Annotated in this window: 18 protein-coding genes; 9 read left to right on the plus strand and 9 right to left on the minus strand. The window is 34.0% G+C overall.

The annotated features are described in order from the left end of the window. Positions 1-50 precede the first annotated feature (50 nt). From LS70_RS06130 to argB, 4 genes are all read right to left on the minus strand, one after another. Positions 51-1,283: a multidrug effflux MFS transporter gene (locus LS70_RS06130; RefSeq protein ID WP_034289994.1), complete on the minus strand. Its 1,233-nt coding sequence runs from the start codon at positions 1,281-1,283 to the stop codon at positions 51-53. Between the two features lie 247 nt (positions 1,284-1,530). After that, positions 1,531-1,956, minus strand: a complete 426-nt coding sequence (locus tag LS70_RS06135) for a PepSY-like domain-containing protein (RefSeq protein ID WP_034289997.1) — start codon at positions 1,954-1,956, stop codon at positions 1,531-1,533. A gap of 114 nt (positions 1,957-2,070) precedes the next feature. After that, the gene (locus LS70_RS06140; RefSeq protein ID WP_034289999.1) at positions 2,071-3,273 is read right to left on the minus strand and encodes a hypothetical protein; all 1,203 of its coding nucleotides are present in this window, start codon (positions 3,271-3,273) and stop codon (positions 2,071-2,073) included. A gap of 342 nt (positions 3,274-3,615) precedes the next feature. Next, entirely contained in the window at positions 3,616-4,470 is an 855-nt protein-coding gene (gene argB, locus LS70_RS06145) for an acetylglutamate kinase (RefSeq protein ID WP_034290005.1), read from the minus strand. A gap of 52 nt (positions 4,471-4,522) precedes the next feature. Here argB and LS70_RS06150 point away from each other — a divergent pair, with 52 nt between their 5' ends. The 5 genes from LS70_RS06150 to fliR all read left to right on the plus strand — a co-directional run bounded on the left by LS70_RS06150 (position 4,523) and on the right by fliR (position 8,970). Further along, complete coding sequence (locus LS70_RS06150) at positions 4,523-5,470, plus strand: D-2-hydroxyacid dehydrogenase (RefSeq protein WP_034290006.1); 948 nt, start codon at positions 4,523-4,525, stop codon at positions 5,468-5,470. A gap of 159 nt (positions 5,471-5,629) precedes the next feature. Further along, positions 5,630-6,421: a 30S ribosomal protein S2 gene (rpsB, locus tag LS70_RS06155; RefSeq protein WP_034290007.1), complete on the plus strand. Its 792-nt coding sequence runs from the start codon at positions 5,630-5,632 to the stop codon at positions 6,419-6,421. A gap of 9 nt (positions 6,422-6,430) precedes the next feature. Beyond that, the gene (tsf, locus tag LS70_RS06160; protein ID WP_034290008.1) at positions 6,431-7,498 is read left to right on the plus strand and encodes a translation elongation factor Ts; all 1,068 of its coding nucleotides are present in this window, start codon (positions 6,431-6,433) and stop codon (positions 7,496-7,498) included. 9 nt (positions 7,499-7,507) lie between these two features. Next, positions 7,508-8,149 (plus strand): ABC transporter ATP-binding protein, encoded by a 642-nt coding sequence (locus LS70_RS06165; protein ID WP_034290009.1) that lies wholly within the window; start codon positions 7,508-7,510, stop codon positions 8,147-8,149. A gap of 38 nt (positions 8,150-8,187) precedes the next feature. After that, positions 8,188-8,970 carry a flagellar biosynthetic protein FliR gene (gene fliR, locus LS70_RS06170; RefSeq protein ID WP_201273973.1) on the plus strand — a complete coding sequence of 261 codons (783 nt, stop codon included), beginning with the start codon at positions 8,188-8,190 and terminating at the stop codon, positions 8,968-8,970. 44 nt (positions 8,971-9,014) lie between these two features. On the opposite strand, the gene LS70_RS06175 is transcribed toward fliR, so the two are convergent. Next, positions 9,015-9,596, minus strand: coding sequence for a Crp/Fnr family transcriptional regulator (locus LS70_RS06175; protein WP_034290011.1), 582 nt, complete (start codon positions 9,594-9,596; stop codon positions 9,015-9,017). A gap of 108 nt (positions 9,597-9,704) precedes the next feature. On the opposite strand from LS70_RS06175, the gene LS70_RS06180 reads away from it, so the two are divergent. Then, positions 9,705-10,139 (plus strand): copper resistance protein CopD, encoded by a 435-nt coding sequence (locus LS70_RS06180; RefSeq protein WP_034290012.1) that lies wholly within the window; start codon positions 9,705-9,707, stop codon positions 10,137-10,139. A 10-nt stretch (positions 10,140-10,149) separates the two neighbouring features. Then, positions 10,150-10,536, plus strand: coding sequence for a group III truncated hemoglobin (locus LS70_RS06185; RefSeq protein WP_034290013.1), 387 nt, complete (start codon positions 10,150-10,152; stop codon positions 10,534-10,536). Here LS70_RS06185 and LS70_RS06190 read toward each other — a convergent pair. Then, the gene (locus LS70_RS06190) at positions 10,533-11,261 is read right to left on the minus strand and encodes an MBL fold metallo-hydrolase (protein ID WP_034290014.1); all 729 of its coding nucleotides are present in this window, start codon (positions 11,259-11,261) and stop codon (positions 10,533-10,535) included. The two genes, LS70_RS06185 and LS70_RS06190, sit on opposite strands and share 4 nt — an antisense overlap. A 77-nt stretch (positions 11,262-11,338) precedes the next feature. Between LS70_RS06190 and LS70_RS06195 the strand changes: the two genes are divergently transcribed. Next, positions 11,339-12,433 carry a deoxyguanosinetriphosphate triphosphohydrolase gene (locus tag LS70_RS06195; protein ID WP_034290015.1) on the plus strand — a complete coding sequence of 365 codons (1,095 nt, stop codon included), beginning with the start codon at positions 11,339-11,341 and terminating at the stop codon, positions 12,431-12,433. A gap of 95 nt (positions 12,434-12,528) precedes the next feature. Here LS70_RS06195 and rlmN read toward each other — a convergent pair whose 3' ends face one another. Genes rlmN through LS70_RS06210 form a run of 3 tightly spaced genes read right to left on the minus strand, consistent with a single transcriptional unit; the run spans position 12,529 to position 14,417 of the window. Continuing rightward, a complete protein-coding gene (rlmN, locus tag LS70_RS06200; protein ID WP_034290016.1) occupies positions 12,529-13,578 on the minus strand; it encodes a 23S rRNA (adenine(2503)-C(2))-methyltransferase RlmN in 1,050 nt (349 codons plus the stop codon). Further along, positions 13,579-14,169: a phosphorylase family protein gene (locus tag LS70_RS06205; RefSeq protein WP_034290017.1), complete on the minus strand. Its 591-nt coding sequence runs from the start codon at positions 14,167-14,169 to the stop codon at positions 13,579-13,581. Next, a complete protein-coding gene (locus LS70_RS06210) occupies positions 14,166-14,417 on the minus strand; it encodes an RNA-binding S4 domain-containing protein (RefSeq protein WP_034290018.1) in 252 nt (83 codons plus the stop codon). The genes LS70_RS06205 and LS70_RS06210 overlap by 4 nt, the downstream gene beginning before the upstream one ends. A 91-nt stretch (positions 14,418-14,508) precedes the next feature. On the opposite strand from LS70_RS06210, the gene LS70_RS06215 reads away from it, so the two are divergent. Continuing rightward, complete coding sequence (locus tag LS70_RS06215; RefSeq protein ID WP_034290019.1) at positions 14,509-15,717, plus strand: argininosuccinate synthase; 1,209 nt, start codon at positions 14,509-14,511, stop codon at positions 15,715-15,717. Positions 15,718-15,795 lie beyond the last annotated feature (78 nt).

The raw sequence follows: 15,795 nt of genomic DNA on the forward strand, positions 1-15,795 counted from the left end.
ATTGTAAAGCTAGATTGTTTTTTGTCTTTGAAAGCTTTAAAGATAGAATCCTATAAGCCAAAAAATTTCCTTTTATATCTTCGCACTTCTCTAGCATTAAGATTAAAATAGATTCCACAAGCAATCAGCAAGCAACAAGCAATAATCAGTGCCAAAGGAAAGGGAGTATTGGCTTCTACTGCTCCAACAACAAAAGAAATTGCTCCAGCAACAGCAAATTGTGCCATACCTAAAATAGCAGAAGCACTTCCAGAAGCTTGCTTGAAACGCGCCATTGCAAGCGTTGTGGTGTTTGGAACAATAAATCCATTCATTCCAAGCATTAAAAACAAAAGAATCTCAAAAGGTAAAAATCCCAAATCAAGCCACCCAACTATAATCATTGCAATTCCGATTCCAAACATTACTACAAACGCATAAGGCAATATTGCATAAGGCGAAATTTTGCGCACAATTCTTGCATTAATATTTGCAAAAATCATAAAACTTAAAGCATTGATGCCAAATAAGATTCCATAGGCTTTTTCGCTCAATCCAAAATATTCGCGAAAAAGAAATGATGAGCCTGTAATATAAGCAAAAATTGTCGCCATAACAAAACTAGCAGACAAGACATAAACACGGAATCTTCGGTCTTTTAGGATATGAAAATAGTTATGCAGTATTGTTTGAAAATTTGACTGCGTAGTTGTCTTTGGCTTTTGGTCTTGGATTCCAAAAGTAATGAATATTAAAAGTAGAATCCCTAATGAAAAAAGTGTCGCAAAAATACTTTTCCACGAGAAAAAATCAAGCAAAAAGCTCCCAAACACAGGAGCTAACATAGGAGCAAGAGAAGAGACAACCATCATTAATGCAAATGCGCTTGCAGCTTCTTTGAGTTCAAAATTGTCATTGATAATCGCCCGTGCAATCACCACGCCAGCACAACCACCAAGTGCTTGCAAAAAACGCCAAAAAATAAAACTATGGACAGAATCAAAACTAACGCACATAATACTTGCTACAATAAAAAGTGCGATTCCAAAATAAAGAGGCTTCTTCCTGCCATAAATATCACTAAGGGGTCCATAAAGCAGCTGCCCAAACGCAAAGGCGACAAAAAAGACAGCAAGAGAAAGTTGCGTATAAAAAGGGGTGGTAGCAAAGCTAATTTGCACTGCGCCAAGTGCAGGTAAATACATATCCGTAGATAATGGAGCAAGACTTGACATAAAGGCTAAGACAAAGATTAATCTTGTTTTTGCAAAACCCTGATAGGAAGAAATCTTTTGTTTTTGCATTCACGCTCTCCTTGCAAATTATAATTTTGTAATTATAATTACGGAATCTCTTATTTAAGCTGAAACAGAACCATAAGTGTGTTATTGCAAGATTCTATGTAAGCAAAGTAGTGGCAAATTTATAGCTTTGTTTGTCAGTAAGTTTTATAATGGAATCGCAAAAGTTATAAGCAAGATTCCATTATGGATTTGCAAGTGATGAGTTACTTTACAAAGTAACTCATTTATGCAATAGCAGAATCCTTATTTAATATTTCTCACTTATCAATTTGCCTGCTGTATCCATAATCAATTCTTTATGGTTGTCTAATTTGACTTCATAACCATTATAGTTTTTTGAAATCTCCATAATTTTCGCAGTTGCGTATTTTGTTTTAATTGTATTGAGCACTTCTTTAGGAATAAAGCTTGTATTGCTGATTGGGGCATAAGATTTTACTTCTCTCCAATCTCCATCTTTTGCAAACTCTACTTTAGAATCATCCAAGAATTTTACTTGATAATCATTAAAACTTTTTTCAACCAAGCCTACTTTTTCGTTTGCAAAATAAGTTTGGATAAATTTTTGCGAATTTTGTGGCAATTCGTTTTGTTGGATAACCACATCAGCAGCAAAGAGAGAACTTGCTCCAACTACAGCACTAAAAGCACAAGCTAAACATAACTTTTTCATTTGAAACTCCTTGAAATAAAAATTGTAATGAAATGATAAAGTAGAGCGGTAAAGATTTTATGAAGTATTTGTTAAGTTTTTGTTAATTATAAGAGAATTGAATCTATATAATCTTTACGCTTCTCTTTCAAACTTCGTTGCCCTTAGCTTGTCTTTTTCTTTTAATTCTTCAAATAAAAGCATATTCTCTACACTTCTTATTTTGTATAAATCCGAAGCTATAAGTGTAGAACCATTTTCTTTTGTCAAAACAAATGCAGTTTTGCCATTTTTAAACATTTCTTTTTGAATAAATTGTATACCTAAATCTGCTAAAGATATGATTCCATTATCTGTTTGCATTCCAATTTGTGTAAAGTCAAGCTTATTTAGCTCTTCGTCATTTAGATTTGTAGCCTCACTCATTAGGCTTGCTCTCTCACCTTTTTCTGTTAGATTGAATTCTCCATTAGTGCTGTAGAGCTCTTTAACTTCTAATGTCCTACCAGAATCAAATTTTAGTGTAATAGTGCCATCATCATTGAGTTTCATTGCGATAACTGCATCCATATCTTTTAGGGCATTTGCATATTTTTCTGCAGTTTTTGGATTATTTAATCCCTCATAAAACTCTTTAAATTTAGCTTCGCTAAACTGCATTCCTGTGATGGTTTGAAATTCTTGCTTGATTGCAAACTTAGAAGCAAAACTATTGTCTGTATAGTAGTTTTGATACATTGCATTAAAGCGACTTTGCATATTTTCTATATAAGACTTGTCTTTATCATTGTTTGAAGCACCTATGCTAAAAGATTGTAGTCTTGTAGAGCCATCTAAGCTTGGTTTTTTATATGCAAAATTCATGCCCATAGGCAAACTATCCATTTTAATCCACCCATCTTTATTTCCATATTCTTTAAATAGTTGTTTAAATTGTCCTTGTTCTATTTCTTTATAGCTTTCTTCTGGACGAAAAAGAGTTGTGCCATTTGCTGTATATTTATTATCAATTTCTTTTTGTGTTTTAACAAATTTTGTCAAATCTAGGGAGTTATACACATCGCTAAGTTTTAAAACCACTTCTTCACCATTAGAATCATAACCTCTAAGCTTTAGTTTATCAAAAAACTCATCACTAGAATCCAAAAAGCCGTCTCTATTATTGTCTAAATTGATTAGCTGCCCCATAAATCCAACTTTTCCGATTCCATATTTATCATTATCGCCTTCTAAGTCCAAAAAGACTTCCATTTGTCCAATAGGAGTGTCAAGGAATTTGCTTTTACCTGTATTATTGAGTGTGTTAATAGGGTCAATTTGCGCATAAGTTCCTCCCATGCGATTTGTGGATTGCGCAGAGAGTGCAAAATCAAATTTGTCATAATTTAATGCGCTTCCCCAAAAGTTCTTATTTTGCTATAACTGCTACTATCATACATTTTAAAATAGTTTAATCCGCCACCATTTAAGATAGCATCGGCTTTGTGCGCAATCTCATTTCTTTGGCTTATCTCTTTTGCAGAATTAATTGTAATAGAATTTATAGCATTTAGTTTTGTTCTTTATACTAGATTCAGATAACCTAATATTTAAATTTTGCGGATTAATTTTCATAGCTTCTCACTTGTTTAAAATTTTTAAACTAAATCGGTAAAAATTTTAAAAAGTTTAAATCCTATCTTATTCTGCTGTGAATTCTGTGCCAATTCCTGTGCTTGTGAAAAGCTCCAAAAGTAGAGAATGTGGAATCCTGCCATCAATAATATGCGCTTTTTCTACGCCATTTCTCACACAATCCAAACATGCTTCAACTTTTGGAATCATTCCACCATGAATTGTATTATTTTGATAGAGAGCTTGTGTTTGTATTAGATTTAGAGATTCTATAATATTTCCTTCTTTGTCTAAAACACCTTTTGTATCCGTTAGAAAAATCGCCCTTTTTGCGTTTATGGCAACCGCAATTGCACTTGCAGCAGAATCTGCATTAATATTAAATCCCGGATGTCCTGCTTCATCACCACAAGCAATAGGGGCGATAACTGGGACTAAGTTTTGTTCTAACAAATCATTAATAACTGCACCATTTGTTTCTATGATTTCTCCGGTGTAACCATACTTCCCATTATCTTTTGGAATCGCTTGAAAAAGTGAAGCATCTTTGCCGCTAATTCCGAGCGCATTGACTCCATGAAAGTTTAAAAATGCAGTGATTTCTTTGTTAATCTCACCACTTAACACCATTTCTACAATCTTTAGCGCATCAATACTTGTAACGCGTAGCCCATCTACAAATTCACTTTTAATTTTTAGGGCGTCCAAAAGCGTATTAATGCGCTTTCCCCCACCATGGACAATGATAGGCTTAATGCCTAGCATATATAGCATAACAATATCAATAGCAAATTGTTCTTTAAGTTCTGGGTTGATTTGTGCTGCTCCACCGTATTTGATTACAATTTTAGAACCACGAAAAAATCGGATATAAGGGAGTGCGTCAAGAAGAATTGAAACGATTTTAGATGGATTACGCATTTTGTCTCTTTTTTGGTAAAATGGATTGAAATTATAACCAAAAGGGACGCAAATGCAAAAAATCGTATTTTTAGATGGATTAAGTTTAGGCAAGAATACTTTAAAAGAGCAACTAGAAGCTTATAAGGAACGCTTTGCATACACAGAATTTGATATTACTCCTCCAAATTTAGTGCTTGAGCGCACAAAGGGTGCAACAATCATACTAACGAATAAAGTTGTGTTAAATAGGGAGATTTTAGAGACTTTAAAAGGGACTTTAAAACTTATATGTATTACTGCAACAGGAATGAATAATGTAGATTTAGAAGCTGCTAGCGAGTTTGGGATTATTGTTAAAAATGTCGCAGGATATTCTACCCAAAGTGTCGCGCAACATACGCTAATGCTAGCTTTGGCATTGAGCGCAAAACTTCCCTTTTATGATACGTATTGTAAAAGTGGGGAGTATGCAAAAAATCCTTTATTTACAAATCTTTCTTATCCTTTGCATTTAATTGATGGGAAAAAATGGGGAATTATTGGTTTAGGAAGCATTGGAAAAACTGTTGCTAAGCTTGCAAGTGCATTTGGAGCAGAAGTGAGTTATTATTCCACAAGTGGCAAAAATACTAATGCAGAATATCCACATAAGAGTTTGGAGGTTTTGTTGCAAGAATCGCAAATTGTATCTATCCACGCTCCACTAAACCCACAAACACAAGATTTATTAAATGCAAAGAATTTATATCTTTTAAAAGATGGAGCGATTTTAATTAATGTCGGGCGTGGAGGAATTGTCAATGAAGAAGACTTAGCGCAAGAACTTAAAAAGCGTGAAATTTATGCAGGATTTGATGTATTTGTAAAAGAACCAATGGTGCAAAATCACCCCTTTTTAGATTCAAAACTTGTTAATAAGCTTCTTTTAACGCCACATAATGCGTGGGGCTATGAAGAGAGCAAAGAAGTTTTAATTCAAGGAATCTTAAAGAATATCAAAGAATTTGTAGAGGGTTAATAACACATTAAATTTAGCTTTAGTTTAGCTAAATTTAAAAGAACTTTCAGTATAATCATCGTCTTTTATTTTATCAACTCACACACGCTAATCCTAGTTAGGTTGCGCATTGCGTTAAGGAGCGTGGAGGGAAAACCAAAACACATTTAGGAGAAAATTATGGTAACAATGAAAGACCTTTTAGAATGTGGTGTGCATTTTGGACACCAAACAAGACGCTGGAATCCAAAAATGAAAAAATACATTTTTGGCGTGAGAAAAAATATTCATATTATTGATTTGCAAAAAACTTTGCGTTATTTTCGCTATACATATAATATTGTGCGTGATGCGGCAGCAGAGGGCAAAACAATTATGTTTGTAGGGACAAAAAAGCAAGCAAGTGAAACGCTTAAGCAATATGCAGAAAGCGTGCAAGCACCTTATGTAAATTATCGCTGGCTTGGTGGAATGCTAACAAACTTTTCAACAATCAAAAAATCTATCCGTAAATTAGAAATTATCGAAGAAATGGAATCTAGTGGGCAAATTGATTTGCTTACCAAAAAAGAAAAATTAATGATTTTGCGCAAAAAAGAGAAATTAACGCAATATTTAGGCGGCGTAAGACATCTTAAAAAAGCTCCAGATATGATTTTTGTGATTGACGCAGCAAAAGAAAAAATTGCTGTTGCAGAAGCTAGAAGACTTGGAATCCCTGTTGTTGCACCATTAGATACAAACTGCGATCCTGATGTTGTGGATTATCCAATTCCGGGAAATGACGATGCGATTCGTTCTATCCAACTTTTCTGCAAAGAAATGGCAGAAGCAATTATTGAAGGGCGCGCAATTGCTGGTGGTGAAGCAATACCACAAGAAGCAGTTCCAGCAAGTGAAGAAGAAAAGCAAGAAGTGATTGAAGAAGCAATGCGTGAAGAAGATTTCACAAAAGAAGCAGAAGCAGAATAAGGAGAACTTATGGCAGAGATTAGCGCACAATTAGTAAAACAGCTTCGCGATAGAACTGGTGCAGGAATGATGGACTGCAAAAAAGCTCTTGTAGAAGTTAGCGGCGATTTAGAAAAAGCGATAGAATACCTAAGAGAAAAAGGCTTAAGCAAGGCTGCTAAAAAGGCAGATAGAATTGCAGCAGAAGGCGCAATTAGCATTAAGGTATCTAGTGATTTCAAAAAAGTAAGTATGGCAGAGATTAACTCTGAAACAGATTTTGTGGCAAAGAATGATGGTTTTAAAGAACTTAGCGCAAAAACTATTGCAATGGTGCAAGATTCTAATGTTTCAACAGCAGAAGAATTGCATTCTTTAGAGCTTGATGGTGCAAAGTTTGAAGAATATCTAAAAACACAAATTGCAAAAATTGGTGAAAATATTGTTGTCCGAAGAATTGCAAAAGTAGAAGCACAAGGTAATGGAATCGTAAATGCGTATGTGCATTCAAATGGACGCGTAGGTGTTATCATTGCCCTTAAGTGCCAAAATGAAGCAAATGTGGCAAAGCTTCCTGATTTTACAAAAAATCTTTGTATGCACGCAGCAGCAATGAAGCCACAAGTCATTTCTTATCACTCTTTTGATGCAGATTTTGTAAATACTGAAAAAACTGCAATTATTGCAGAGCTTGAAAAAGAGAATGAAGAGCTAAAAAGACTTGGAAAGCCTTTGCATAAGATTCCGCAATATGTTAGTCAATTAGAATTAACAGATGCGGTTTTAGCAAAACAAGAAGAAATTTTAAAAGCAGAACTTAAAGCACAAGGGAAGCCTGAAGCAATTTGGGACAAAATTATTCCCGGACAAATTGAGCGTTTTAAAGCGGATTCTACGCTTTTAGACCAAAGATTAACATTGCTTGGGCAATTCTTTGTAATGGACGAAAAAAAGACAATCGCACAAGTTTTAGCAGACAAATCTAAAGAGCTAAACGATTCTATTGAAGTGGTAGAATATGTGCGTTTTGAGCTTGGTGAAGGCATTGAAAAACAAGCTTGTAATTTCGCAGATGAAGTTGCAGCACAACTTGGCTAAATTTAGTCTATGTTAGAAGCTAAGAATCTTTCTTTTGGCTATGAAGAACGACTAATTTTAGAAGATGTTTCTTTGGCTTTAAAAGCTGGAGAGACACTCTCTATTATGGGAGTTAGCGGAAGTGGCAAAAGCACTCTTTTGCATATACTCTCAAGCTTTTTAAAACCTCAAAAAGGTGAAGTTAGAATCTTTGGCGATGATATTTACGCGCTTTCTCCAAACAAACTCCTTTCCTTGCGGCGTAATTCTATCGGGATTATTTTTCAATCGCATTATTTATTCTCTGGTTTTAGTGCGCAAGAAAACTTGGAAGTTGCAGCATTATTAAGTAAAGAAAAGATTGATGAAGAGATTTTAAGCTTGTTTGGAATCTTGGATATTTTGTCGCAAAATATTGGTGCGTTAAGTGGAGGACAACAGCAACGCTTATCTATTGCTAGAATCTTAACAAAGCGTCCAAAAATAATTTTTGCCGATGAACCTACTGGAAATTTAGATAGAGAAACCGCATTTAATGTAATGCAACTACTTTTTGATTATGTGGAATTGACACAATCTTTGCTTATTTTCGCATCACATGACCCGATTTTAGCTAGAAAAGCAATGTATGCTTATAAACTTGAAGATACAACATTAAAAGTGATTGATTAGGAAAAATAAGTAATGGAATTTGTCAATAAAGATTCTTTATAATGGAACTTCTAGCTTACTTAACAGAAGGAAATGTTGCAAATTTTTTGCTTTTATTGTTGCGTTTTGCTGGAATCATTGCATTTTTTCCTTTTTTTGAGAATCAACTTATTACTGCACAACTAAAGGGAGCATTGATTTTCTTTTTAACGATTTTTTTTATTCCAATGCTTGAAGTGATTCCGCCTGCTGATTGGACGATTTTACGTTTTATTGTAGCAGGACTTTCAGAAATTATGCTAGGATTCCTTGCGTCTGTCGCGTTGCAAATTGTATTTGGTATGATTTCTTTTGGGGGAGAAATCATCTCTTTTGCAATGGGTTTAACAATTGCAAATGCTTATGACCCTGTAACTGGAGCTCAAAAACCTATTGTTGGGCAGCTTTTGACGCTTGTTGCATTGTTGATTATGTTAGGACTTGATTATCATCATCTCTTTTTTTATTTTGTAGGCGAGAGTGTAAAAGAGATTCCACTTGGTGGATTTATGTATGCGCAGAATTATATAGAGTATCTTGTAAAATCTTTTTCACATCTTTTTGTGATTGGGCTTACAATGTCTTTTCCTATTATCGCGTTGATTTTATTGAGCGATATTATTTTTGGAATGATTATGAAAGCACATCCGCAATTTAACTTATTAGCTATTGGTTTTCCTGTTAAAATCGCTATTGCTTTTGCTGTGCTAATTGTAATTGTGCCTGCGATTATGTTGCATTTTAAAAGAGAATTTTTAAGTGCATTTGACGCATTAACACTTTTGTTCCAAAATAGTTTTTAATTCATAAGGCAAGGTAAAAAATTGATTGTGCAAGTTTAAGATACTTAAGAAAGAATAATCTTTCCTTTTTTTGTCTCAATTCTACCTTGTGCTTTTAGCTCTCTTATTGTGCGCGATAAGGATTCTGGGCTTGTGTTTAAGCGTTTTGCAATTTCGCGTTGTGTGAGCGTATTTAGACTTTGCGCATTGTCTTGTAAAAATGCCATAAGTTTTTCTTTTAAACTTAGTGAAGATTCTGCAACCAATGCTTCTAGGATTCTGATTTTTTGACAAAGAGATGCAATAAGTTGCTGACAGAAATTTGGATTTTCTACACATTGTTTTTGAAAAGTTTCAATATTAATTTCTAAAACTTCGCAATCTTGAGTGCAAACTGCGCTTGCAGGAAAAGCTTGTTTTAAAAGACTTGGCATCTCTGCTAAAAAATTTGGTGCGGTGATATAATGCAATGTTTTTTCTTTTGGGGCTATGTCTTTGGCTGGTTGTATAGATTTGTAGATTCTAACTTTTCCACTTAGTAGAACAAAAAGTTTTTTTGGAGTCTCTCCTTCAAAAAATAAAATTTCATCTTTGTTAAAAAACCTTTTATAGCCTATATTGTAAAGCAGTTTAAAATAATTTTCCATAGTCTCTCCTTTGTGGTTTATCCATTTTATCTAAAATATTAACAATTATCAACTTTTAAATGCAAAAGTTTAGGTAATATTGCAAAATTTTTATTTTAAGGTTTAAAAATGGAATCTTTTTACCCTTATTTTTTATTGTTGCATTTAATCTGTGCAATAGTTTTTTTGGGTTATATTTTTTGTGATGTAGTATTTTTGAGTTTGGTGCGCAAAAAGTTAGGTGATGAGATTGCCAATAAAGTTTCAAGTGTGATTAGCACAAGAAGTAAGTTTATGCCTTTGTGCTTTTTGATTCTGCTGTTAAGTGGCGGAGCAATGCTGTCTCAATACATTAATTCTGAAATTGGATTTTTTAATACACAATTGCAACAATTTTTGGTTATTAAGACGGCTTTGGCACTTATAATTGCAGGAATGATTGTTGTGTCTTTGACATACTTTTATGAGCTTAAAAAGCCAAGCCCTTTAAGAAAAATTATACACCCTATTGCATTAGTGCTTGGAATTTTTATTACTATGTTGGCAAAATTAGCTTTTTATTAAAGGAGAGAAAATGCAAAAATATGATGTAATTTGTAAAGAAAGCATAGATATTTTGATGGATATTTTTTATGCAAAGATTCGTGTAGATAAAAATGGTGTTGGAGAGATTTTTAATAATGCTGTTGGCGAAAGCGATGAAGCATGGGAGTATCATAAGCGCAAAATTTCTAATTTTTGGCGAGGAATGCTGCTTGGAGAAGGGGATTATGCAGGAGCTCCTTTAAAGGCACATTTGGATTTACCTGCATTTCCTAGAGAATATTTTAAGATTTGGTTAGATTTATTTGATGAAAGTTTAAAGAAAGTTTTTAATGATGAAATTGCTTGTGAGATTTTGCAACGCGCGCAAATGATAGCGCAGCGATTCCAATTTATGCTTTATGAAAATAAACATTAAAGACGCGGAAGCCAAAAAGGGATATTGTTTTGTTCTTGCAAAACACTTGTAGAATTCCCATGTCCTGGGAAAACAAGCATATCTTCTTGCAGGTTTAAAAACTTTTCTAAGCTTGCTTTCATTGCGCTATTAGAAGAATAAGGAAAATCACTTCTGCCAATGGAGCGATGAAAGATAAAATCTCCGCTAAACATTACTTTATTTTCTTTTGATTGTGCGCTTTTAGAGTTTTTATGGCTCACAATAACAACGCTGCAACCCGGAGTGTGTCCGGGATAGCAAATAAATGTGATAATAAAATCCCCATAGGCGAAATCATTTTTGCGTTCCAGATTATTTGTATTGGAAGTTTTTTCACAAATCTCATCTTTTTCTTTTGCCCCAACTAAAAGTGTAGGAGTAGAGTTTGGTAGCCCTGTGCTAAAACAATCTTGCACCAACATAAAAGCATCTTCATAGGGGCACAACAAAGGAATATCTGTAAAATGTTTTGATAATTCCGCATTGCTCCACACATGGTCGAAATGTCCATGTGTGTTTAAAATTGCAAGTGGAATCGCATTTGCATTTTGAAGGCTGTCAATTACCCATGTGCTTGCCCCAATGCCCGGGTCAATGATTAAGGCTTCTTTTTTGTTTTTATCAAAGACTAAATAACAATTTGTTTGGTATTCTCCAAAAGGCTCACATAGCACATTAAAAAATTCATTGTCAAAAACTTGCATAAAAATTCCTTTTTATTTTCAAAATCTTTGCAAATCTTAACGTAAAATCGCTAAAATAATACAAAAAAGGTAAAAATATGGACTTTGTAACTCAACGCTTTTATCCAGTGAATCCAGACTTTAGAAATCCTTTTGGCAGAGATAGGGACCGCATTATTCATAGTTCGTATTTTAGACGTTTAGAGTATAAAACACAAGTGTTTTTAAACCATAGTGGAGATTATTTTCGCACGCGTTTAACGCATTCTCTGGAAGTGAGTCAAATTGCGCGCACTTTGGCGACAAATTTAGGTTTAAATGCAGATTTAGCAGAAGCAATCGCATTGGCACATGATTTAGGACATACACCTTTTGGGCATGCAGGAGGTGATGAGTTGGATAAGGTTATGCGTAAATATGGATATAGCAATGGATTTGAACATAATTTTCAATCTTTTCGCGTGGTTACAAAGCTAGAAAAACGTTATAAAGATTTTGAAGGATTGAATCTTACATTTGCGACATTAGAAGGGATTTTAAAACATTCTTATCCCTATGAAAAGCCTTTTTTGAGCGCAAATCTAAAAACAACTTTTAAACCAGAATTTCATCCAAGTTTAGAAGCGATTCTTGTAGATTTATCTGATGAAATTGCTTATCTTAGCCACGATATTGATGATGGGATTAAATATGGATTGATTAATTTTGATTTGCTAAGGGATAGTGAATTGGTGAATACTGCAATGATTTATGTGGAGGAAGTAGAAAAAATAAATCGTGAGGATTCCATTTTTAAACATCGCTTTACTTCGCGTTTGATTTCTACTCTTGTTTATGATATTTTAGAAAACAATGCAGTTTTTAATCAAGAGATTCCACAATGTTTTAAATATAGTGCTAATGAGCCTTTGCCACTAACGCATACAAAGAAAATGGAAAAAGAAATTAAAACGTTAAAAAAGATTCTATTTAAACATCTTTATTATCATGAAGAAATTGCTAGAAAAATGTTTATGGGAAAACGTTGTGTGCGCAAGCTCTATGAGTGCTTTAATGATGAGATTCGTTTGTTGCCAAAGGATTTACAAGAGCGTATTCAGAGAGGAGAGAAAATTCATCGTGTTTGCGCAGATTATATCGCTTCCATGACAGATAGATATGCTATTGCTTTGTATAAAGAGCTTGGGTTTTAAGCATTATTTTTTGTAAGCATAATACAAAAATGCACCCATTCCTACGACAAATACAAGTGTTAAAAATATAATCAAAATAATATCTAATAATCCCATTATGCTCCCTTTTGTGTGATTGTGCGTTCTCTTAATTGTCCGCATGCTGCACTAATATCTAAGCCTTTGGATTCTCTAATAGTGCATAAAAGCCCTTTTTTGAGTAAAAATTCTCTAAAAGCTTCTACTTTTTCTACACTTGGGCGTTTGTAGATACTGCCTTCGTGGGGATTGAAATAAATCAAATTTACTTTTGCTTTGAGTTTATTGAGCAAAGCTACAAGTTTTTTTGCACTATCTAAATCATCATTTAAATTATCAATCACAAGATATTCAAACATTACTCTTTTGCGACTATCAATAGGGAAATTCGCAACTTCATCAATAATTGCTTGGATATTATAGGCTTTATTAATTGGCATAAGCTCTGTTCTTAGCTTATCATCAACAGCATGCAAAGAGATTGCAAGCTGAACTCCAAGATTAAGTGCGCCAAGCTTCTTGATTTTTGGTGCGATTCCGCTTGTAGAGATTGTTTGGCGGCGCGTAGAAATTCCTAATCCATCGAGCTCTGCAGTGATTTTAATTGCGCTGACAACGTTGTCTAAATTATCTAATGGTTCTCCCATTCCCATGTAGACAATATTGATTGCTTTATTGTGTGGAATCCCTTGTTGCTTTTTGATTGCTAAAACTTGATAAACGATTTCTCCTGCGCTAAGATTCCGCACAAATCCCCCTTTAGCAGTTAAGCAAAAGCTACACCCAACTTTGCACCCTACTTGAGAAGACAAACAAAGTGTAAATTTATCTTCTTTCATTTTTAAAAAAACAGCTTCATAACTTAGATTATCTTGCGTTTGAAAAAGATATTTTACGCTACCATCAAGACTTTTTTCTTCTTTGCAAATATGCGCACTTTTGGTGGTAAAATTTTTGTTTAAATAAGTTTTTAAATCTTTTGGAAGATTATCCATTGCTTCAAAATTTTCTACATAGCGGACATAAAGCCAATGATAAATTTGTTTTGCGCGGAATTTTTGGAATCCTGCATTTTCAAGAATTGCACCAAGCGCATTAAGAGAAAGGCTAAAAATATTTTCTTGCATTTATACACCTAAAGCAGAATCTAATTTATTTTTGACATAGGATTCTAGCTTTTGCATTGCTACTTTATGGTTTGCAAAAAATTCTTTTTGTGCATCTTTGTGAATATAGTTTGTGCTACAAAAGATTCCAATTGCTGGAAGTTGAAAATTTTGTGCAACTTGCAAGACGCTAAAAAACTCCATATTTTCATAGAAAATTCCAAGTTTTACAAAGTGTTCTGCAAGTTTAGAATCAGTGGTAATATAATTACTAGAATTAACAATATTTTTTGCTTCAGATAAAGCTTGTGTTGAGGTGTTGGAATCTTTAAATGTAGATGTTTCACGTGAAACATTTGTTAAAAAATTATCTAAAGGCGTGTAAGATTGTCCTTGTAAAAAAGATAACTCAATATTGCATGCACTATGGGATTCAAAGATTTCTAGTAAGGGTTGATTGCTAGAGTAGCTTCCACAAGTGCCAATAAAAATAATTTCATCAGGTTTGTCGTATAAGATTGAGTGAGTGAGATTGATAGAGGATTCTACTAACCCAACACCAATACTTTTTGCAAAAGCAAAATTTTCTATTTTTCCTGCACAATAAATCATTGTTGTAGCTCTTTGTAATATAAATGGGATTCATTTTTCTTAATTGTTTTTTGTTCTGGAATCTGCAAAACTTGGTAGAATTTTGATTTTTCTAAAAAAGCAATTTCTATAATATCTCCAACCTTAATATCACGACTTGCTTTGAGTTTCACTCCATCAATCTTGACAACTCCATTTTCAAGCATATCTTGAGCAATCGCACGCCTTTTTACAATATTAACTGCATTTAAAAACTTATCAACTCTCATTTTTATCCTTATTATTTGCCATATTCTAGCTAAAATAATATTAATTTGTCTAACGCTATAATAGTGCCGATATTTATATAGGAGACTTAGAATGCAAAAAAACTTTAAAAAAGTGGTGCTTGCTTATAGTGGCGGATTAGATACAAGTGTAATCTTAAAATGGCTTGGCGATACTTATGGTTGTGAAGTAGTAACTTTTACTGCTGATATTGGACAAGGCGAGGAGGTAGAACCCGCAAGAGCAAAGGCGCAAAAACTTGGAATTAAGCCTGAAAATATTTTTATTGAGGATTTAAGAGAAGAGTTTATTCGTGATTTTGTGTTTCCGATGTTTAGGGCAAATACAATTTATGAAGGAGAATATTTGCTTGGAACAAGTATTGCGCGTCCATTAATCGCAAAACGCTTAGTGGAGATTGCCAAAAAAGTGGGCGCAGATGCTATCTCTCATGGAGCGACAGGAAAAGGAAATGACCAAGTGCGCTTTGAAATTGGAGCGTATGCGTTAAATCCAGATATTAAAGTGATTGCTCCTTGGAGAGAATGGGATTTAAATAGCCGAGAAAAATTACTTGCTTATGCAGAAAATGCTGGGATTCCTATTGAGAAAAAGGCAAACAAATCACCTTATTCAATGGACGCTAATTTATTGCATATTAGTTATGAAGGGCAGATTTTGGAAGACCCAAATGTTGCTCCTGAAGAAGATATGTGGCGTTGGAGTGTTTCGCCGAAAAATGCTCCTGATATGCCAACTATTCTTACGATAGAATTTAAAAATGGTGATGGAGTTGCGATTAATGGAGAAAAGCTAAGTCCGGCAAATTTTTGGGAAAAATTAAATAAATTAGCAGGAGAAAATGGAATCGGACGCTTAGATTTAGTAGAGAATCGTTATGTGGGAATGAAATCACGCGGATGTTATGAGACTCCGGGTGGGACAATTTATCTCAAAGCGCATCGTGCCATAGAATCGCTATGTCTTGATAGAGAAGAAGCGCATTTAAAAGATGAAATTATGCCAAAATATGCAAGCTTAATTTATAATGGATACTGGTTTAGTCCAGAGCGCGAAGCATTGCAAGCATTGATTGATAAAACACAAGAAAAAGTAGAAGGGACAGTGCGCATAGAGCTTTACAAAGGTAATGTAACAATTCTAGGAAGAGAATCTAAAAAATCTCTCTTTAACGCAGCATATAGCACTTTTGAAGAAGATTCTGTGTATAACCAAAAAGACGCAGGAGGCTTTATCAAGCTTAATGCGTTAAGATTTATTATCGCAGGAAAAGCTAAGTAAATGCAAGAATTTTTACTAGCAAAAAGTGGTGTTCCGCTTTTTGCATTGCGCCAAAATCTAAATTTGGTTTGCGGAGTG

It is taken from the genome of Helicobacter sp. MIT 11-5569, from assembly GCF_000765695.2.
Lineage (GTDB): Bacteria > Campylobacterota > Campylobacteria > Campylobacterales > Helicobacteraceae > Helicobacter_D.